The sequence below is a fragment of the Burkholderia sp. SCN-KJ genome (genome assembly GCF_024656005.1).
Lineage (GTDB): Bacteria > Pseudomonadota > Gammaproteobacteria > Burkholderiales > Burkholderiaceae > Burkholderia.
This window is the reverse complement of sequence record NZ_JANKOG010000004.1, coordinates 368,806-389,000: the sequence shown is the minus strand read 5'-3', so window position 1 is coordinate 389,000 and position 20,195 is coordinate 368,806. Positions and strand designations below refer to the sequence as shown.

Sequence of the window (20,195 nt, the reverse complement as noted above, 5' to 3'; positions counted from 1 at the left end):
TGCAGCGCAAGTGACCGATGCGACGCTTCGTCGACAGGAACCCGGCCCCGTGCCGGGTTTTTTGTTTTCAGCCCGCCGCCCACTCGACCGCCGCCTTCGCATGCAGCGCGGTCGTATCGAATACCGGCAGCGGCACATCGTCCGCGCCGATCAGCAGCGTGATTTCCGTACAGCCGAGTATCACCGCCTGCGCGCCACGTTTCGCCAGTTCCCCGATGATCGACACGTAGGTCGCGCGCGACCCGGCATCGATCACGCCATGACACAGCTCGTCGTAGATGATCCGGTGCACGTCGTTGCGCGCGGATTCGTCCGGCACCAGCACGTCGAGGCCGAACTTGTCGCGCAGGCGCTCCGCATAGAACGGCAGCTCCATCGTGTAGCGCGTGCCGAGCAGCGCGACGCGCTCGACGCCCGCGGCGCGCAGCGCGGCGCCGGTCGGGTCGGCGATGTGCAGGAACGGCAGCGATACGGCAGCCTCGATCGCGCCGTGCACGCGGTGCATCGTGTTGGTCGTCAGCACGACGAGATCGGCGCCGGCCGCTTCGAGCCGACGCGCGGCATCGGCCATCCGTTCGCCGAGCGCGGCCCAGTCCTGCGCGCGCTGCAGCGCTTCGATCTCCGCGAAATCCACCGTGACCAGCACGCTCTTCGCGTTGTGATGGCCGCCGTGCAGCGCCTTCGAATGGCGATTGATCATCCGGTAGTACTCGGCCGACGATTCCCAGCTCATCCCGCCGATGAGTCCGATCGTTTTCATCCGTCACCTGTGCGTTTCATATGTCGTGGCAGACGAGTATAGGGGGCGGCCAGTGCGCGCGGCGGTACGATCCGTGTGAAGCGGACCGGTACGGCATTGCCGGTCGGGGGTGGCCGGCGAGCGGGTGGAGGCGATCCGAGGCGGTCCGGCTGCGCCGGGCGTCGGCCGTCGGCCGTCGGCCGAACGCGGCAGCACGCGACAGTTGAAACGGCCACTGTGTTTTTGTACAGTATCGGCACCGTGAATCCGACCATCATCCCGCCTGCCGATCCGCGCGGGTCGCCGCCCGGCGACGCGCCGTCGCGCGTGCGCAAGATCATCCACTGCGACTGCGACTGCTTTTACGCGTCGGTCGAGATGCGCGACGACCCGTCGCTGCGCAACCGGCCGCTCGCCGTCGGCGGCCGGCCCGACCAGCGCGGCGTGATCGCGACCTGCAACTACGAGGCGCGGCGCTACGGCGTGCATTCCGCGATGTCGTCGGCGCTCGCGATGCGCAAGTGTCCGGACCTGCTGATCCTGCCGTCCGCGATGGACAAGTACCGTGCGGCGTCGCGGCAGATCATGGCGATCTATCGCGACTACACGCACGACGTCGAGCCGCTGTCGCTCGACGAGGCGTACCTCGACGTCAGCGGTTCGCAACTGTGCCAGGGCAGCGCCACGCTGATTGCGCGGGAGATTCGCCAGCGCGTGTACGACACGGTCGGCGTGACGGTGTCGGCGGGTGTCGCGCCGAACAAGTTCATCGCGAAGATCGCGTCCGACTGGAACAAGCCCGACGGCCTGTTCGTCGTGCGCCCGCATGAGGTCGATGCGTTCGTCGCGGCGCTGCCGGTGCGCAAGCTGCACGGCGTCGGTCAGGTGACGGCCGCGCAGCTCGACCGGCTCGGCATCCAGACTTGCGCGCAGTTGCGCGGCTGGTCGCTGATCGACCTGCATCGCGAGTTCGGCGCGTTCGGCCGGCGGCTGTACCAGCTGGCGCGCGGAATCGACGAGCGGCCGGTGCGCGCCGACCAGGAGCGCAAGTCGGTCAGCGTCGAGACGACCTACGTGACCGACCTGACGACGCTCGAGCAATGCGCGGACGAGATCCGCCGCCTCGTCGTGCAGCTCGATGCGCGGATCGCGCGCGCGGGGGCGGCCCGCACGATCCGCAAGCTCTACGTGAAGATCCGCTTTGTCGATTTCCAGCGTACGACGGTCGAGTGCGTGGCCGACGCGACGAATGCGCAGACGGCCGTCACGCTGCTCGCGAAGGGGCTGCAACGCCGCGCGCAGGCCGTGCGGCTGCTCGGCGTCGGCGTGCGCATCGACGAGGACACGGCCGAGCGTCACGGGCAGTTTTCGCTGTTCGATGACGATGCGGACGAGGGGGCTGATACTGACGCCGCTGCCGCTGCCGCTGCCGCTGCCGCTGCCGCTGCCGCTGCCGCTGCCGCTGCCGCTGCCGCTGCCGCTGCCGCTGCCGCTGCCAACGCCAACGCCAACGCCAACGCCAACGCGGCAACCGACGCAACCGACCCGAACGACGTGAACGGCGCGAACGAGGCGAACGAGGCGAACGAGGCGAACGAGGCGAACGAGGCGAACACCGCCAACGACAAACCCCCCGCGCCATGAAAAAAAGCACCGCCGCAGCGGTGCCTGTCGACGCAACCGGACAAGCCGGACAGCGCGCGCTCAGTGCGCGGGCGAGGCCATCCCGTTGTGACGCAGCAGCGCGTCGATTTCCGGCTCGCGGCCGCGGAACGCCTTGAACGAATCCATCGCCGGCCGGCTGCCGCCGACTTCGAGGATTTCGCGGCGATAGCGCGTGCCGGTCGCCGCGTCGAGCACGCTGCCGCCGGCGGCGGCCGCTTCCTCGAACGCCGCATACGCGTCGGCCGACAGCACTTCGGCCCACTTGTAGCTGTAGTAGCCGGCCGCATAGCCGCCCGCGAAGATGTGGCTGAACGTGTTCGGCCAGCGCGAGAACGCGGCCTGCGGGATCACGTGGTAGCGCTCGTTGATCTCACGTGCGAACGCATTCACGCCGGTCGTGCCGGCCGGGTCGAAGTCGACGTGCAGCAGCATGTCGAACATCGAGAACACGATCTGGCGCAGCGTGCCGAGGCCGCTCTGGAAGTTCTTCGCGGCGATCATCTTGTCGAACAGCTCGCGCGGCAGCGCGGCGCCCGTATCGACGTGCGACGACATCGACGACAGCACGTCCCATTCCCAGCAGAAGTTTTCCATGAACTGCGACGGCAGCTCGACCGCATCCCATTCGACGCCGTTGATGCCCGACACGCCGAGCTCGTCGACGCGCGTGAGCATGTGATGCAGCCCGTGGCCGAATTCATGGAACAGCGTGATGACCTCGTCGTGCGTGAAGCAGGCGGGCTTGCCGCCGACGGGTGCCGAGAAGTTGCAGGTCAGGTACGCGACCGGCGTCTGCACGGTGTCGCCGCGCTTGGCGCGCGCACGCGCATCGTCCATCCACGCGCCGCCGCGCTTGCCTTCGCGTGCGTACAGGTCGAGATAGAACTGCGCGACGAGCGAGCCGTCGCGGTTCTCCACGCGGAAGAAGCGCACGTCCTTGTGCCACACCGGTGCGTCGTCCGGCTTGATCCGCACGCCGAACAGCGTTTCGGTGACGTTGAACAGGCCCTTCAGCACGGCCGGTTCCGGGAAGTACTGCTTGACCTCGTTTTCCGAGAACGCGTAGCGCTGCTGACGCAGCCGCTCGGCCGCGAACGCGACGTCCCACGGGGCGAGCTCGGTCAGGCCGAGTTCCTTCGCGGCGAACGCGCGCAGTTCGTTCCAGTCCTTGTCCGCGTGCGGACGCGCGCGCGTCGCGAGATCCTCGAGGAACGCGATCACCTGCTGCGGCGATTCGGCCATCTTCGGCGCGAGCGATACTTCGGCGAAGTTGCGGTAGCCGAGCATCTGCGCCTCTTCGCGGCGCAGCTTAAGCTCGTCCGCGACGATCGCCGTGTTGTCCCACTCGGCCTTGCCGCCGCCGTATTGCGGCCCGAGTTCGGACGCGCGCGTCGCATACGCGCGGTACAGCGTCTCGCGCATCGCACGGTTCTCGGCGTACTGCAGCACCGGGAAGTAGGACGGGAAGTGCAGCGTGAACTTCCAGCCTTCCTTGCCTTCCTTCTGCGCGGCCTCGCGGGCCGCTTCGATCGCATCGCCCGGCAGGCCGGCCAGCTCGGCCTCGTCCTGCGCGAAATACGCATACGCGTTGGTCGCGTCGAGCACGTGGTCGGAGAATGCCTTCGACAGCGCGGCCTGCTGCTCCTGCAATTCCGCGAAACGCGGCTTCCGATCCTCGGGCAGCTCGGCGCCCGACAGGCGGAAATCGCGCAGGGCGTTGTCGAGGATCTTCTTGCGCTCGGCGGACAGCGTCGCGTATTCGGCGCTCGCGGCAATCGCCTTGTACTTCTCGTACAGCGCGAGGTTCTGGCCGACGCTCGACCAGAATTCGGTCACGCGCGGCAGGTTTTCGCCGTAGGCGGCGCGCAGTTCCGGCGTATCGGCGACCGCGTTCAGGTGGCCGACGACGCCCCATGCGCGCCCGAGCGGCTCCGTCGCCTGCTCGACCGTCTCGACGATCGCGGCCCAGGTCGCCGGCGTCGCGGGTGCGCTCGCCGTGTCGACCGCGCGGTTGGCGGCATCGAGCAGCGTGTCGAGCGCGGGCGTCACGTGTTCCGGACGAATCTCGCCGAAGCGGGGCAGGCCGGAGAAATCGAGGAGCGGATTGGTATTGGCGCTGGCGGACATTAAGACTCCCTGTCTGTTGCCGGATGAACCGGGGTGAAAAGGGTGAGGCGCGATGCGGCGGCGCCCGATATCGACATTATTGGGGCGCATCGCGCGCTTTCCAATCGTTAGTTTCTAACGAGGCGATTGACGGAGCGCGACGCAGAGCCGGAAAGGGTCGAAAGGGGCGGAATGAAGCGGAGCGCGGCAGTATGGCAGGGCGCTGACGCGGCCGCGACGGGCGGCCGGCGGGGCGCCGGCGCACGCATGCGCGCCGGCTGGACGGGCGAGAGGGGCGAAGGCGCTCAGGCGGCCGCGGCGGCGCGCTCGGCGGCTTCGATCGTGTTGATCAGCAGCATCGTGATGGTCATCGGGCCGACGCCGCCCGGCACCGGCGTGATGTGGCCGGCGACTTCCTTCACGCCGGCGAAGTCGACGTCGCCGCACAGCTTGCCCGCATCGTCGCGGTTCATGCCGACGTCGATCACCGTCGCACCCGGCTTGACCATGTCGGCCGTCAGGATGTTGCGCTTGCCGACCGCGGCGACCACGACGTCGGCCTGGCGCGTGTGCGCGGCGAGGTCGCGCGTCTTGCTGTGGCAGATCGTCACGGTCGCGCCGGCTTCGAGCAGCAGCATCGCCATCGGCTTGCCGACGATGTTCGAGCGGCCGATCACGACGGCGTTCGCGCCTTGCAGCGGGATGCCGTGCGCTTCGAACATCTTCATCACACCGTACGGCGTGCACGGGCGGAACAGCGGCTTGCCCGTCATCAGTGCGCCGGCGTTCGCGACGTGGAAACCGTCGACGTCCTTCTCCGGCGCGATCGCCTCGATCACCTTGTGGCTGTCGATGTGCGCGGGCAGCGGCAGCTGGACCAAGATGCCGTGGATCTTCGGGTCGCGGTTCAGTTCGTCGATGCGCGCGAGCAGGTCGGCTTCCGACAGCGTGTCCGGGTACGCATCCTTCTGCGAGAAGAAGCCGTTGTCCTCGCACGCCTTGATCTTGTTGCGCACGTAGACTTCGCTCGCCGGGTTGGCGCCGACGAGGATCACCGCGAGGCCGGGCTGGTGGCCGCGTGCGGTCAGGGCGGCGGCGCGTTCGGCGGCCTGCGCGCGCAAGGTCTTCGAGAGGGCGTTGCCGTCGATGAGGAGGGCTGTCATGGTGGTGGTCCTGCCGGGAAGTTGGAATGCGGGCGTGCGGCGCGCGAAACGCCGCAGCAAAACACGCAATTATACCGGTCGCCTGCCGTCGTCCGACAGCGAATACAAGGAAAGCGTCATGGCGGCGGTGCCGGCGCCCCGGGAGGCGGCGCCGGACCGTGCCGCGCGAGTGGGCCGCATCGCGCGGCGCGGCGGTGCGGCCGGCCGGGCAGGCGCCCGGCGGCCGCGCGCAACGTTCAGGCCTGCTTCTTCGACAGCGCGAGGCGCAGCAGATCGGCGACCGTGTTGACGTTGAGCTTTTCCATGATGTTCGCGCGGTGCGCTTCGACCGTCTTGATGCTGATCCCGAGATCGTCGGCGATCTGCTTGTTCAGGCGGCCGGCGATGATCCGCTCGAGCACCTGCTGCTCGCGCGCGGTCAGCTTCGACAGGCGCTCGCTCGCGGCGCGCTGTTCCTGGACGCTCTTGCTTTCGCTTCGGGCCTTGTCGAGCATCCGCTCGACGAGCTTGCGCAGCTCGGCCTCGTCGAACGGTTTCTCGATAAAGTCCATCGCACCCTTTTTCATCGTCGACACGGCCATCGGCACGTCGCCGTGGCCCGTGACGAAGATGATCGGCAGCGCGGCGTTGTCGGCGATCAGGCGCTCCTGCAGCTCGAGGCCGCTCATGCCCGACATCCGCACGTCGAGGATCAGGCAGGCGATCTGGCCGGCCTGCTGCGCCGGCTGGTACGCATCGAGGAACTGCTCGGCGCTCGAGAAACATTGCACGCGATAGCCGTTCGCCTCCAGCAGCCAGCGCAGCGAGTCCCGTACGGCCTCGTCGTCGTCGACGACGAAGACAGTTTCCTGAGTGGTGGTGACAGGGCTATTCATAGTTCTCCCGTAACGGTATGTGATGCCGATGCCTCGCGCCCCCCTTGGCCGAGATCAGCGGGTTCCCCAATGGGCAGGCTGCAGTGGAATGTCGCGCCGGAAATGCGGCCGTCCGGTTCGACATTGTTGACCACCCACAGACGCCCCCGATGCGATTCGATGATCGAACGGCAGATGTTCAGCCCCATGCCCATGCCGTCGGACTTGGTGCTGTAAAACGGTTCGAACAGGCGTTCGGCGGTCGCTTCGTCGACGCCCGGACCCTGGTCGATCACGCGGATATCGACGAAACCCGCGTCGATGTCGGCGACGACGCGGATCACGCCGTCCGCCGACGCCGGCTTCACGTCGGCCATCGCCTCGGCCGCGTTCTTCATCAGGTTCACGAGCACCTGCTCGATCAGCACGGGGTCGACATAAATAATAGGCATTCTTGCGAGGATTTCCGTGACGATCCGGATCCTGCGCTTCCTGGCCTCGATTTCGGCGAGCCCGACTGCGTCGGCGACGATGTCCGCGACCCGCGCCGGCTGGCGCTTCGGCTCGCTGCGCTTCACGAATTCGCGGATCCGCTTGACGATCATCCCCGCGCGCAGCGCCTGCTGCGCGGTCTTTTCCAGTGCGGGCTGCAGCGTCTCGGGCGTGCCGCGGCCGCTCTTCACGAGCGCGAGCGTGCCCGAGCAATAGTTGTTGATCGCGGCGAGCGGCTGATTCAATTCGTGTGCAATCGACGACGCCATTTCACCCATCGTCATCAATCGGCTCGTGAACTGCAGCTTCTCTTCCTGCTGGTGCGCGAGTTCCTGCGCCTTCTTGCGGGTCGTGATGTCGGTCGCGATCTGCATCTGCGCGAGGTGGCCGTCCACCCACTGGATGTACTGGCGGCGCACCTCGAACCACTTCTGGATGCTCTCGACGTACACCTCCTGCGCGTCTGCCGTGCTGCTCGTCAGCGCGGCGGCCGGCAGGCCCGCGAACGCATCGACCATGTCGATCGAGTCGGATGACGCCTGCGCGCGGTCGAAGCCGCCGCCCGACAGCTCGAGGTGGCCGTCCGGGCGGATCCCGAACAGGTGGCGGTAGTAGCGGTTCGCGAACAGCAGCTCGGCTTCGTCGGCGGCCAGCACCGATACCGCGGCGTCGAGGCTTTCGAGCACCGTCGTGAAGCGCTCGTGCGCGGCCGCGAGTTCCTCGCGCGCGCGCTTCGGCTCGGTGATGTCGGTCATCGACGACATCCAGCCGGTCTGGCGGCCGGAGCTGTCGATCAGCGGCGAAACGTAGAGGCGCGCATGGAACAGCGTGCCGTTCTTGCGCCGCACGCGTAGCTCGAAGCCCGAGCTCGGTGCCTTGCCGCGCAGCGTCATGTCGAGCTGGCGCTGCATTTCGGGATACGAGTCGCGCGGCCAGTAGGGGAACGGTGCGACCTTGCCGACGAGGTCGGTTTCGTCCCAGCCCGTCATCCGGCAGAACGCGGGGTTCACGTGCGTGATGCGGCCGTGCATGTCGAGCACGCGCATGCCGATCAGCACCGAATTCTCCATCGCGCGGCGGAAGAACGCCTCCGCATACAGCGCCTGCTGTGCCTCGAAGCGTTGGCGCGTGTGCTTCCACAGGCTCCAGAGGCTCCACAGCACGAAGCACGACAGGCCGGCCACGAGCCACACGAGCGTGTTGTTGGTCAGGTTCGTGAGCTGCGGGAATGCGTACACGCGCACGGTCAGCCCCTGGCCGGGCGGGTCGAGCGGCAGGTCGTAGTGGGAGTCGCGCGGCAGGCGCGGGCGCGTCGACGTGGACGACAGCTCGCGGTTGTTCGAGTCGGTGATCGAGATCTTGTACTTCGACGACAGCTCCTGCGGGATGTCGTGCTTCAGGATCCCTTCGACCGAGAACACCGCGGCGAGCGCGCCGAGATATTCGCGGTCGCCGCGCATCACGGGCGTCTGCAGCGTGATGAAGCCGTTGCCGAAGTCGTCGTAGATCAGCGGCGAATAGGCCTGGCGGCGCGTGCTGCGCGCTTCGTCGTACGCGCCGCGCACGGCATCCTGCATCTGCGCGTCGCCGGGCTTCGCGAGCCGCTGGCCGAGCAGCGGCGGATGCACGGTCGGCCAGCGCTGCACGCCGGGCGCGGTGTACCAGTTCAGATAGAGGATTTCCGGATGCGTCTGCATCACGTCCGCGACGGCCATCTGGAATGCGTTCTGGTCGAGGCGGCCGGACGCGAGATCGCGCGACAGCGCCTGCAGCTGCTCCTGCGCGCCCGTCATCGACAGGCGGATCTGCTGCTGCGCCCACGCGACGTTACGGAACAGGGTGTCTTCCTGCTGTTGCTGTTCGCGGCGATTGAGGCTCCATAGAATGAGGCTCATTACCACGAGGAACACGAGGATCGACAGCAGCGGCGTCAGCAAATAGGAATTGGACCACCACGGTCCGTGGTGCCAGCGGGACGGCTGCGACTCCGCCGGCGGGCCCGACGGTCGCGCCGAGCGTGCGAAAAGCCGATCGGTCAACATGGCAGGATTGTAGCGCAGCGCAATACATGGAAAACCGATACCGGATATGTTGAACGGAAACGGATTTATGCCCGCGGCGCGTGCCGGAGAGGCCCGCCGCAAGGGTGCAGCGCAGCAATATTCCGCATTACGAGAAAAGATCTCATAATTCGAAAATTCTGTTGCGCGGGGCCGGCCACGCTCATTACAATCCGTCGGAGCTTGCCCGCAGGCCGCGCCGCGTCGTCTGCACGAGAGCGATCCTCACATTCCAGGACCCAGGAGACGAGAATGTCCGCTGTACCGAACGAAGTGATGAAATATGTCGCCGCCGAACGTGACGACGACCCGCAAGAAACCGTTGAATGGCTCGAGTCGCTCGACGGCGTGATCTCCTCGGTGGGCACCGGCCGCGCGCATTACCTGATCGAAAAGCAGATCGAGTTCGCCCGCATGCACGGCGAACACCTGCCGTTCTCCGCCAACACCCCGTACATCAACACGATCCCGGTCGAAGCCCAGGCGAAGATTCCGGGCGACCAGGACCTCGAGCACCGCATCCGTTCGTACACGCGCTGGAACGCGCTGGCGATGGTGCTGCGCGCAGGCAAGGACACGAACGTCGGCGGCCACATCGCGTCGTTCGCATCGGCCGCGACGCTCTATGACGTCGGCTACAACCACTTCTGGCACGCGGCGTCCGACCAGCACGGCGGCGATCTCGTGTTCGTGCAGGGCCATTCGTCGCCGGGCGTGTACTCGCGAGCGTTCCTGCTCGGCCGCCTGTCGGAAGAGCAGCTCGACAACTTCCGCCAGGAAGTCGACGGCAAGGGCATCTCGTCGTACCCGCACCCGTGGCTGATGCCGGACTTCTGGCAGTTCCCGACGGTGTCGATGGGTCTCGGCCCGATCATGGCGATCTACCAGGCACGCTTCATGAAGTACCTGGAATCGCGCGGCATCGCGAAGACCGCCGGCCGCAAGGTCTGGGCGTTCCTCGGCGACGGCGAGACGGACGAGCCGGAATCGCTCGGCGCGATCGGCATGGCGAGCCGCGAGAAGCTCGACAACCTCGTGTTCGTGATCAACTGCAACCTGCAGCGTCTCGACGGCCCGGTGCGCGGCAACGGCAAGATCATCCAGGAACTGGAATCGGAATTCCGCGGCGCCGGCTGGAACGTGATCAAGGTCATCTGGGGCAGCCGCTGGGATGCGCTGTTCGCACGCGACAAGACGGGCGCGCTGATGCGCCGCATGATGGAAGTCGTCGACGGCGAATACCAGACGTACAAGTCGGAGTCGGGCGCGTTCGTACGCGAGCACTTCTTCAACACGCCTGAACTGAAGGCGCTCGTCGCCGACTGGTCGGACGACGACATCTGGGCGCTGAACCGCGGCGGCCACGATCCGCACAAGATTTACGCGGCGTTCCACGAAGCGACCAACACGAAGGGCGCGCCGACCGTCATCCTCGCGAAGACCATCAAGGGCTACGGGATGGGCGAGTCGGGCCAGGCGATGAACATCACGCACCAGCAGAAGAAGCTGCCGGTCGAGCAACTGAAGAAGTTCCGTGACCAGTTCCGCCTGCCGATCACCGACGAGCAGATCGCCGACGTGCCGTACCTGAAGTTCGAGGAAGGCTCGAAGGAACTCGAATACATGCGCCAGAAGCGCATGGACCTCGGCGGCTACCTGCCGCATCGCCGCGAGAAGGCGACGTCGCTGCCGGTGCCGGCACTCGACGCATTCGAGCCGCTGCTGAAGGGTACGGGCGAAGGCCGCGAGATCTCGACGACGATGGCGTTCGTGCGGATCCTGAACATCCTGCTGAAGGACAAGGCGCTCGGCAAGCGCGTCGTGCCGATCGTCCCGGACGAATCGCGCACGTTCGGCATGGAAGGCCTGTTCCGCCAGATCGGTATCTGGAACCAGGAAGGCCAGAAGTACGTGCCGGAAGATTCCGACCAGCTGATGTTCTACAAGGAATCGGAAACCGGCCAGATCCTGCAGGAAGGCATCAACGAAGCGGGCGGCATGTGCGACTGGATCGCGGCGGCGACGTCGTATTCGACGCACGGCGAGATCATGGTGCCGTTCTACATCTTCTATTCGATGTTCGGCTTCCAGCGGATCGGCGACCTGGCATGGGCGGCGGGCGACATGCGCTCGCGCGGCTTCCTGCTCGGCGGCACCGCGGGCCGCACGACGCTGAACGGCGAAGGCCTGCAGCACGAAGACGGTCACTCGCTCCTGTGGGCCGCATCGGTGCCGAACTGCATCAGCTACGACCCGACGTTCGGCTACGAACTCGCGGTGATCGTCCAGGACGGCCTGCGCCGCATGGTGCAGGAGCAGGAAGACGTGTACTACTACATCACGGTGATGAACGAGAACTACGAGCACCCGGCGATTCCGCAGGGCGAGCACGTGGCGGCCGACATCATCAAGGGCATGTACGCGTTCAAGAAGGCCGACGCGGACGCGAAGGCGCCGCGCGTGCAACTGCTCGGCGCGGGCACGATCTTCAACGAAGTGATCGCTGCCGCCGACCTGCTGAAGAACGACTGGGGCGTCGCGGCCGACCTGTGGAGCGTGCCGAGCTTCACCGAACTCGCGCGTGAAGGCCACGAGATCGAGCGCTGGAACCTGCTCCATCCGACCGAGGAGCGTCGCCTGTCGCACGTGCAGAAGTGCCTGAAGGACACGCAGGGTCCGGTCATCGCATCGACCGACTACGTGCGCGCGCTGGTCGACCAGATCCGCGGCCAGATCGATCGCCGCTTCGTCGTGCTGGGCACGGACGGCTTCGGTCGTTCGGACACCCGCGAGAAGCTGCGTCACTTCTTCGAAGTCGACCGTCACTGGGTCACCGTCGCCGCGCTGAACGCGCTGGCCGACGAAGGCACGATCGAGCGCAAGGTGGTCGCGGACGCGATTGCCAAGTACAACCTCGATCCGTCCAAGCCCAACCCGATGACCGTTTAACGCACACGCGCCGTGTGATGCCGCGCGCCGCTTCCGGGAGGGGCGCGCGCGGCCATGGAGACACAAAAAGATGAGTCAAGCGATCGAAGTGAAGGTGCCGGATATCGGCGATTACAAGGACGTGCCCGTCATCGAGGTGCTCGTGAAGGTGGGTGACACGGTCGAGCCCGAGCAGTCGCTCGTCACGCTCGAGTCGGACAAGGCGACGATGGACGTCCCGAGCCCGGCAGCCGGCACGGTCAAGGAAGTGAAGATCAAGGTGGGCGATTCCGTGTCGGAAGGCTCGCTGATCGTCCTGCTCGAAGGCGGCGCCGCGGCGCAGGTGAACGGTGCGGCCGCGCCGGCAGCAGCCCCGGCTCCGGCGGCAGCGCCCGCACCGGCACCGGCTGCTGCCGCGCCGGCTGCCGCGCCGGCAGCGTCGGGCGGCACGCTCGAGGTGAAGGTGCCCGACATCGGCGACTACAAGGACGTCCCGGTGATCGAGATCGGCGTGAAGGTCGGCGACACGGTCGAGAAGGAGCAGTCGCTCGTCACGCTCGAGTCCGACAAGGCGACGATGGACGTGCCGAGCCCGGCCGCCGGCGTCGTGAAGGAAATCAAGGTCAAGGTGGGCGATTCGGTGTCCGAAGGCACGCTGATCGTGCTGCTCGACGCCGCTGGCGGCGCGCCTGCCGCCGCGCCGCAGGCGAGCGCACCGGCTCCGGCCGCTGCCGCGCCGGCACCCGCCGCCGCACCGGCACCCGCGAAGGCTGCACCGGCTCCGGCTGCTGCTGCCGCGCCGGCCGCCGCAGCGTCGGGCGAGTACCGCGCGAGCCACGCATCGCCGTCCGTGCGCAAGTTCGCGCGCGAGCTCGGCGTGGAAGTCGCACGCGTGCAGGGTACCGGTCCGAAGGGCCGCATCACGAAGGACGACATCACCGGCTTCGTGAAGGGCGTGATGACGGGCCAGCGCGCGGCACCGGCCGCGGCAGCCGCGCCCGCAGGCGGCGGCGAGCTGAACCTGCTGCCGTGGCCGAAGGTCGACTTCTCGAAGTTCGGCCCGTTCGAGGCGAAGCCGCTGTCGCGCATCAAGAAGATCTCGGGCGCGAACCTGCATCGCAACTGGGTGATGATCCCGCACGTCACGAACAACGACGAAGCGGACATCACCGAGCTCGAAGCGCTGCGCGTGCAGCTGAACAAGGAGCACGAGAAGGCGGGCGTGAAGTTCACGATGCTCGCGTTCGTGATCAAGGCGGTCGTCGCCGCGCTGAAGAAGTTCCCGACCTTCAACGCGAGCCTCGACGGCGACAACCTGGTGTTCAAGCAGTACTACCACGTCGGTTTTGCGGCTGACACGCCGAACGGCCTCGTCGTGCCGGTGATCCGCGACGCGGACAAGAAGGGCCTCGTCGACATCGCGAAGGAAATGGCCGAGCTGTCGAAGGCCGCGCGCGACGGCAAGCTGAAGCCGGACCAGATGCAGGGCGGCTGCTTCTCGATCTCGTCGCTCGGCGGGATCGGCGGCACCAACTTCACGCCGATCATCAACGCGCCGGAAGTCGCGATCCTCGGGTTGTCGCGCGGGCAGATGAAGCCGGTTTGGGACGGCAAGCAGTTCGTGCCTCGGCTCACGCTGCCGCTGTCGCTGTCGTATGACCATCGCGTCATCGATGGCGCGGAAGCCGCGCGGTTCAATGCGTATCTCGGCGCGTTGCTGGCCGATTTCCGTCGCATCATTCTTTGATGAGCGTGGGAGTGGCTCGCGGGGGCGTGGGTTTTGTGTCGGTCATCCATGCCTTGTCGTTGAACCTGTTTCGCTAACGGTCTATTAGCGTCGCCCCTGCGCGGGGCGGCGGTTACTTTTCTTTGTCTTCCAAAGAAAAGTAACCAAAAGAAAGGCGCGTCCTTGGGCGGACGGCAAAGGTGGTCCTGCCCAGGTTCGCGTTCTTTTGTCAGGCCGTAGTCGGTTCTTGCGGGTTTCTCCCCCTCTGTCTGCAGCTAATCAAGAAGGGGACAGTAATGAGTCTCATCGAAGTCAAGGTTCCGGATATCGGCGATTTCAGCGGCGTCGATGTCATCGAAGTCAACGTGAAGCCGGGCGACGTGATCGAAAAAGAGCAGACGCTCATCACGCTCGAATCGGACAAAGCCTCCATGGAAGTGCCCAGCGACGTCGCCGGCACGGTCAAGGAAGTCAAGGTCAAGGCCGGCGAGAAAGTCTCGCAAGGCACCGTGATCGCCATCGTCGAAGCAGCGGCAGGCGCAGCCGCGCCCGCGAAAGCAGCCGAACCCGCAAAGGCCGCAGCACCGGCTCCGGCCGCCGCGCCCGCCGCCGCCCCGGCCGTCGCTCCGCAAGCCGGCAGCTACAGCGGCTCCGCCGACATCGAATGCGACATGCTCGTGCTCGGCGCCGGCCCCGGCGGCTATTCGGCCGCGTTCCGCTCAGCCGACCTCGGCATGAAGACGGTGCTCGTCGAACGCTACTCGACGCTCGGCGGCGTCTGCCTGAACGTCGGCTGCATCCCGTCGAAGGCGCTGCTGCACACGGCGCTCGTCATCGACGAAGCCGCGGCGCTCGCGTCGCACGGCATCTCGTTCGGCAAGCCGGAAGTCGATCTCGACAAGCTGCGCGACTTCAAGGGCGGCGTCGTCAAGAAGCTGACGACAGGCCTCGCCGGCATGGCGAAGGCGCGCAAGGTCGAAGTGGTCACCGGCGTCGGCGCGTTCGTCGATCCGTATCACATGGAAGTGCAGGGCGAAAACGGCAAGAAGGTCGTCAAGTTCAAGCAGGCGATCATCGCCGCGGGCTCGCAGGCCGTGAAGCTGCCGTTCATGCCGGAAGACCCGCGCGTCGTCGATTCGACGGGCGCACTCGAACTGCGCCAGTTGCCGAAGCGGATGCTCGTGATCGGTGGCGGCATCATCGGCCTCGAAATGGCGACGGTGTACGCGACGCTCGGCGCCGAGATCGACGTCGTCGAAATGATGGACGGCCTGATGATGGGCGCGGACCGCGATCTCGTGAAGGTCTGGGAAAAGTACAACGCGAAGCGCTTCGGCAACGTGATGCTGAAGACCAAGACGGTCGGCGCGGAAGCGAAGGAAGACGGCATCTACGTGAAGTTCGAGGGCGAGAAGGCGCCGGCGGAAGCGCAGCGCTACGACCTCGTGCTGGTGGCGGTGGGCCGCAGCCCGAACGGCAAGAAGATCGGTGCCGACAAGGCAGGCGTCGCGGTCACCGACCGCGGCTTCATCGACGTCGACAAGCAGATGCGCACGAACGTCCCGCACATCTTCGCGATCGGCGATGTCGTCGGCCAGCCGATGCTCGCGCACAAGGCCGTGCATGAAGGCCACGTCGCAGCGGAAGCCGCGCACGGCGAAAAGGCGTACTTCGACGCGCTGCAGATCCCGTCGGTGGCGTACACCGATCCGGAAGTGGCGTGGGCCGGCAAGACGGAAGATCAGTGCAAGGCCGAAGGCATCAAGTACGGCAAGGCCGTGTTCCCGTGGGCCGCATCGGGCCGCGCGATCGCGAACGGCCGCGACGAAGGCTTCACGAAGCTGATCTTCGACGAGGAAACCCATCGCGTGATCGGCGGCGGGATCGTCGGCCTGAACGCGGGCGACCTGATCAGCGAAGTGTGTCTCGCCGTCGAGATGGGCGCGGACGCGGAAGACATCGGCAAGACGATCCATCCGCACCCGACGCTCGGCGAATCGATCGGCATGGCCGCGGAACTGTACGAAGGCGTCTGTACGGACCTGCCGCCGCAACGCAAGAAGTAACGCAATCGGCACGGCCGGCCTCGCGCCGGCCACGAAAAACGCCGCCGCCCGGGATACCCGGACGGCGGCGTTTTCTTTTGCCCGCGGCCGACGGCAGTGCCCGGTCCGTGCCGCGCCACCGCCCGGATGCCCGGATGTTCCGTCGCCGGAAACAAAAAAGCCGCGCAGTGCGCGGCTTTGTCAGGAGCAGGGGACGCTTACGCGGCCGGCTTGCTCGAACGGCGCGATGCAGCAGCGCTCGCAGCCTTCGTCGCGACAGCGGCAGCCGCGTTGAAGTTCGTTTCGGCGATCTCGACGGCTTGCTTGGCAGCCTTCTGGACCGTTTCGTACGTCGTGTTCGCAGCGTTCAGTGCCGACTTCAGTGCGGCGACAGCCGTTTCCGAACCGGCCGGAGCGTTCTTCGCGACGTTGTCGACGAGTGCCTGGACCTTCTTGTTCTGCTCTTCGAATTGCGCTTCGGCAACCTTCGCGAACTCGGCTTGCGTCGACGACGCGATTTCATACAGGTGACGGCTGTACGACAGCACCTTTTCCGCGACCGGCTGCGACAGGCTCGCTTGCAGCGCGATCAGTTCCTGTGCGTCCTTCACCGACAGCAGGCGCTGCGCGTTTTCCTGGCTTTCGGTCAGCGTCGACTTCACGACCTGCAGGTTGAGTTCGATCAGCTTTTCGACGCCTTCGAACGCCTTGGTCGTCAGACCGAACAGGCTTTCGAGGTTGGCTTTCTGTGCGGCGGCGATTTGCTCGGGGGTCAGCAAGGACATGTCAAGCTCCTGAAAAGCGATCACGTCGATCGCAGGGATAAAGGGCACTACGATGGGGAACCTCGGCGCCGCGTGCTTTGTGCAACGCAGCAATGAGTCATATTTTAGGGCAGAGAAAAGTCTTGTCAAGCACTTTTTGTGCATTGCACAATCACGACAAATTATCGATAAAACAACGGGTTATCGCGGCCCGTTCGGAATCGGTTTCAGACGTGTTCCCACATGGTGCGCACTTGGCCGGGGCAGGCGCGCCGCACCCTGATCATGCACAGGTAAACCTGACAGGCATGTGGAACGTTATGCTTCTGTTCCTGTCGAAAAGCGCGCCGTTTCGCGATGCGCATGCCGTGGCGACGTGCCGCCGCCGCGGTCAAGACCGGTGCCTGGTACACCGAACGCCGGATACGTACTTTCCCCGCTTTAATTCGTTGCCAAAGTGACGTTATCTCAATTAACCGCGTGGTAATTCGGGAGACGGGTACTGTCGGGCGGCGCATCCCATGAATTTTTTCGATGGGAGCGCGAGGGTTGATCGAGTCATCATTGGTCGACCCTTACATTCCGGTTTAACGACGATCGGTAAGTGCCTAATATTGCTCTTTTTTTCAGCTTTAACTACACTTGCGGAAACCCCGCCCGCTTTGTCCAGACCCCAATGAAAGCCGAATCGTTTTCACCGCGCAGATTGTTGCAGAGCATGACGCTCGGCACGGCTGTGTCGGTCGCCGTCGCCTTGTTGGCGACCGCCGCGTCCGTCGCGCCCGCTGACGCCTTTGCCGCCACTGCGAAGACCCACCAGGCCGCCAAGAAAGCCGCTTCCACTTCTTCGGAAAAGAAGCGGACGGTGAAGGCCGCCTCCGCGAAATCCGCCAACGTCGCGTCGGCCGATGCGCCGAAGGCATCGCGCAAGCGCGCGACGCTCGCGTCGAACGTGCACGGCCACCGCGGCGCGGTGCGCAAGGTCGCGTTCCAGCCGCGTCGCCCGACGGTCGGCCAGGCATTCGGCCTGCACGACACGCCGGACGCGCTCGCGCTGCGCTCGAGCGTCGCGTACGTCGTCGACCAGAACACCGGCGAGCCGCTGTTCGACAAGAATTCGCTCGCCGTCGTGCCGATCGCATCGATCTCGAAGCTGATGACGGCGATGGTCGTGCTCGACTCGAAGTCGCCGATGACCGACCAGATCGAAGTCACCGACGAAGACCGCGACTACGAGAAGGGCACGGGTTCGCGCCTGTCGGTCGGCTCGGTGCTGTCGCGCGAGGACATGCTGCACATCGCGCTGATGGCGTCGGAAAACCGCGCGGCCGCCGCGCTGTCGCGCTACTACCCGGGCGGCCGTCCGGCGTTCATCGCCGCGATGAACGCGAAGGCGAAGTCGCTGGGCATGAACGACACCCACTTCGAGAATTCGACGGGCCTGTCGAGCTCGAATGTGTCGAGCGCACGCGACCTCGTGAAGATGGTCAACGCGGCGTACCAGTACCCGATGATCCGGCAGTTCTCGACCGACCGCACGTACGACGTCAATACGGGCAAGCGCAACCTGGTCTACAACAGCACGAACGCGCTGATCCGCGGCAACGGCTCGTGGGACATCGGTCTGCAGAAGACGGGCTTCATCAACGAGGCGGGCGAATGCCTCGTGATGCAGGCGACGATCCATGGCCGGCCGATGGTGATGGTGCTGCTGGATTCGTTCGGCAAGTATTCGCGCTTCGCCGACGCGGCACGCCTGCGCAACTGGCTCGACGCCGGCGGCGGCGAGCGCCTGACGGCCGCCAATACGGCGAACGGCGGCACCTGAGCGTGCCACGGCGGTTCGCCGCCGTGCCGATCGCCGCAAAGAAAAAGCCCCGCGATGCGGGGCTTTTTTTCGTCCGGCGCCATGCGGCGGGCGGCGCGGCTCACGCGTGCCGTTGCAGCCCTTCGGCATCCTTCGTGGGCGCGGGCCGGTAGCCGAGCGATTCCGAGATGGTCAGCGCGGTGCGGCTCAACTGGCCGAGCCACGCGTCCTGCAGGCGGTCGGCCGGGGCCGACAGCGACAGGCCCGCGACGAGCTTGCCCGAGTCGTCGTAGATGCCGGCCGCGATGCAGCGCACGCCCAGCTCCAGTTCCTCGTTGTCCCGCGCGCACGATTGCTGGCGCACGAGTGTCAGCTCGCGCTCGAGCTTCGCGATGTCGGTGATGCTGTTCTGCGTATGGCCGGACAGCCCGGTGCGCGTCGCATAGGCGCGCACGCGCGAGGTTTCGTCGACCGCGAGAAACAGCTTGCCGACCGACGTCAGGTGCAGCGGCGCGCGGCCGCCGATCGCGCGGACGACCTGCATCCCCGAGCGCTCGGAATACGCGCGCTCGATATAGACGATTTCGTCGCCCTGGCGCACCGACAGGTTCACGGTCTGGCCGGTCAGGCGATGCAATTCGCGCATCGGCATCAGCGCAGCGTCGCGTACCGACAGGCGCGCCTTCACGAGGTTGCCGAGCTCGAGCAGCCGCATGCCGAGCCGGTAGGTGCCGGGATCGGAGCGGTCGACGAGGCGGCAGGTCACCATGTCGTTGAGGATGCGGTGTGCGGTCGACGGATGCAGTTCCGTGCGCTGCGCAAGCTCTTTCAGGCTGACGGGGTCGCTGTGCGCGGCGAGCGCGTCCAGCAGCCGCATCATGCGTTCGATCACCTGGATCGACGTTTTGGAATCCGGGGTGGGTTGGCTCATGTCGGGGGAGAATCGGTTGACGCGTCAAGCGGTGTTGCGTCGATTGTATCTCGTATCGTGAAAAAAGCGAACGCCGTTCGAGGAAGTCCTCGTTTCCGGCATCGCGTACTTGCGCGCGTGCCGGCGTTGGTCTTGCCGGCCAAACGGCGGATAATGAGAGCCGTTTTCTCGAAGGAGCGCGTATGCGAGTCGGTTTGTTCGTGACCTGCCTGGTCGACCTGATGCGTCCGGAAATCGGCTTTTCCGCGCTGAAACTGATTCGCGAAGCCGGCTACGAGGTGTTCGTGCCGCCCGCACAAACCTGCTGCGGCCAGCCGGCCTACAACTCGGGCGACCGCGCGCTCGCCCGGGATCTCGCCGAAAAGACGCTGCGCGAGTTCGAGCAGTTCGACTACGTCGTCGCGCCGTCGGGCTCGTGCGGCGGCATGATCCGCGCGCACTACGGCGACCTGTTCCGCGACGACCCCGAACTGATGGGGCGCTATGCGCGATTCCAGCAGAAAGTCTACGAACTGACCGATTTCCTCGCGAACGTCGCGAAGGTGACGCTCGCCCCCGGCGAATTCACGGGGCCCGTCACCTATCACGACTCATGCTCGGGCCTGCGCGAGCTCGGTGTGAAAGCGCAGCCGCGCGCGCTGCTCGCGCAGCGCGGCGTGGCCGTCACCGAGATGAAGGACTGCGAGCACTGCTGCGGCTTCGGCGGCACGTTCGCGGTCAAGTACGGCGACATTTCGGCGGCCATCGCGGACGAAAAGTGCGCGAACGTGCGCGCGTCCGGTGCGGGCGCCGTCGTGCTCGGCGATCTCGGCTGCATGCTGAACATCGAAGGGCGGTTGCGCCGCACGGGCGACCGCGACACCCGCGTGCTGCACGTTGCGCAGGTACTGGCGGGCGACGTCTGACGCCCGGTTC

At 66.1% G+C, this 20,195-nt stretch carries 13 protein-coding genes; 6 read left to right on the top strand and 7 right to left on the bottom strand.

Annotated features, from left to right (window positions below; all coding sequences use genetic code 11):
* Positions 1 to 67 precede the first annotated feature (67 nt).
* The gene (locus NQV17_RS09850) at positions 68 to 760 is read right to left on the bottom strand and encodes an aspartate/glutamate racemase family protein (protein WP_044849110.1); all 693 of its coding nucleotides are present in this window, start codon (positions 758 to 760) and stop codon (positions 68 to 70) included.
* Between the two features lie 216 nt (positions 761 to 976).
* Between NQV17_RS09850 and dinB the strand changes: the two genes are divergently transcribed.
* Positions 977 to 2,383 (top strand): DNA polymerase IV, encoded by a 1,407-nt coding sequence (gene dinB, locus NQV17_RS09845; protein ID WP_257771800.1) that lies wholly within the window; start codon positions 977 to 979, stop codon positions 2,381 to 2,383.
* A 60-nt stretch (positions 2,384 to 2,443) separates the two neighbouring features.
* Here the strand turns inward: dinB and NQV17_RS09840 are convergent, their stop codons facing one another.
* From NQV17_RS09840 to fixL, 4 genes are all read right to left on the bottom strand, one after another.
* Positions 2,444 to 4,531, bottom strand: coding sequence for a M3 family metallopeptidase (locus NQV17_RS09840; protein WP_257771798.1), 2,088 nt, complete (start codon positions 4,529 to 4,531; stop codon positions 2,444 to 2,446).
* Positions 4,532 to 4,815: 284 nt separating this feature from the next.
* Positions 4,816 to 5,673, bottom strand: a complete 858-nt coding sequence (gene folD, locus NQV17_RS09835) for a bifunctional methylenetetrahydrofolate dehydrogenase/methenyltetrahydrofolate cyclohydrolase FolD (protein WP_044849112.1) — start codon at positions 5,671 to 5,673, stop codon at positions 4,816 to 4,818.
* Positions 5,674 to 5,909: 236 nt separating this feature from the next.
* Positions 5,910 to 6,548, bottom strand: a complete 639-nt coding sequence (gene fixJ, locus NQV17_RS09830) for an oxygen response regulator transcription factor FixJ (protein ID WP_006493245.1) — start codon at positions 6,546 to 6,548, stop codon at positions 5,910 to 5,912.
* Entirely contained in the window at positions 6,545 to 9,061 is a 2,517-nt protein-coding gene (gene fixL / locus NQV17_RS09825; protein WP_044849250.1) for an oxygen sensor histidine kinase FixL, read from the bottom strand. Before fixL ends, fixJ begins: the two co-directional genes overlap by 4 nt.
* Positions 9,062 to 9,331: 270 nt before the next feature.
* Here fixL and aceE point away from each other — a divergent pair, with 270 nt between their 5' ends.
* The 3 genes from aceE (at position 9,332) to lpdA (ending at position 15,799) form a co-directional block, all read left to right on the top strand.
* Positions 9,332 to 12,028 carry a pyruvate dehydrogenase (acetyl-transferring), homodimeric type gene (gene aceE / locus NQV17_RS09820; protein WP_044849249.1) on the top strand — a complete coding sequence of 899 codons (2,697 nt, stop codon included), beginning with the start codon at positions 9,332 to 9,334 and terminating at the stop codon, positions 12,026 to 12,028.
* 70 nt (positions 12,029 to 12,098) lie between these two features.
* A complete protein-coding gene (gene aceF / locus NQV17_RS09815) occupies positions 12,099 to 13,754 on the top strand; it encodes a dihydrolipoyllysine-residue acetyltransferase (protein ID WP_257771795.1) in 1,656 nt (551 codons plus the stop codon).
* Between the two features lie 275 nt (positions 13,755 to 14,029).
* Complete coding sequence (gene lpdA, locus NQV17_RS09810; RefSeq protein WP_257771793.1) at positions 14,030 to 15,799, top strand: dihydrolipoyl dehydrogenase; 1,770 nt, start codon at positions 14,030 to 14,032, stop codon at positions 15,797 to 15,799.
* A 197-nt stretch (positions 15,800 to 15,996) separates the two neighbouring features.
* Here the strand turns inward: lpdA and NQV17_RS09805 are convergent, their stop codons facing one another.
* Positions 15,997 to 16,563 carry a phasin family protein gene (locus tag NQV17_RS09805; RefSeq protein WP_044848197.1) on the bottom strand — a complete coding sequence of 189 codons (567 nt, stop codon included), beginning with the start codon at positions 16,561 to 16,563 and terminating at the stop codon, positions 15,997 to 15,999.
* 655 nt (positions 16,564 to 17,218) lie between these two features.
* On the opposite strand from NQV17_RS09805, the gene pbpG reads away from it, so the two are divergent.
* A complete protein-coding gene (pbpG, locus tag NQV17_RS09800; protein WP_044848196.1) occupies positions 17,219 to 18,370 on the top strand; it encodes a D-alanyl-D-alanine endopeptidase in 1,152 nt (383 codons plus the stop codon).
* Positions 18,371 to 18,470: 100 nt separating this feature from the next.
* Here pbpG and NQV17_RS09795 read toward each other — a convergent pair whose 3' ends face one another.
* Positions 18,471 to 19,280 carry an IclR family transcriptional regulator gene (locus NQV17_RS09795; RefSeq protein WP_124488314.1) on the bottom strand — a complete coding sequence of 270 codons (810 nt, stop codon included), beginning with the start codon at positions 19,278 to 19,280 and terminating at the stop codon, positions 18,471 to 18,473.
* A gap of 182 nt (positions 19,281 to 19,462) precedes the next feature.
* Between NQV17_RS09795 and NQV17_RS09790 the strand changes: the two genes are divergently transcribed.
* Positions 19,463 to 20,185: a (Fe-S)-binding protein gene (locus tag NQV17_RS09790; protein ID WP_044848195.1), complete on the top strand. Its 723-nt coding sequence runs from the start codon at positions 19,463 to 19,465 to the stop codon at positions 20,183 to 20,185.
* Positions 20,186 to 20,195 lie beyond the last annotated feature (10 nt).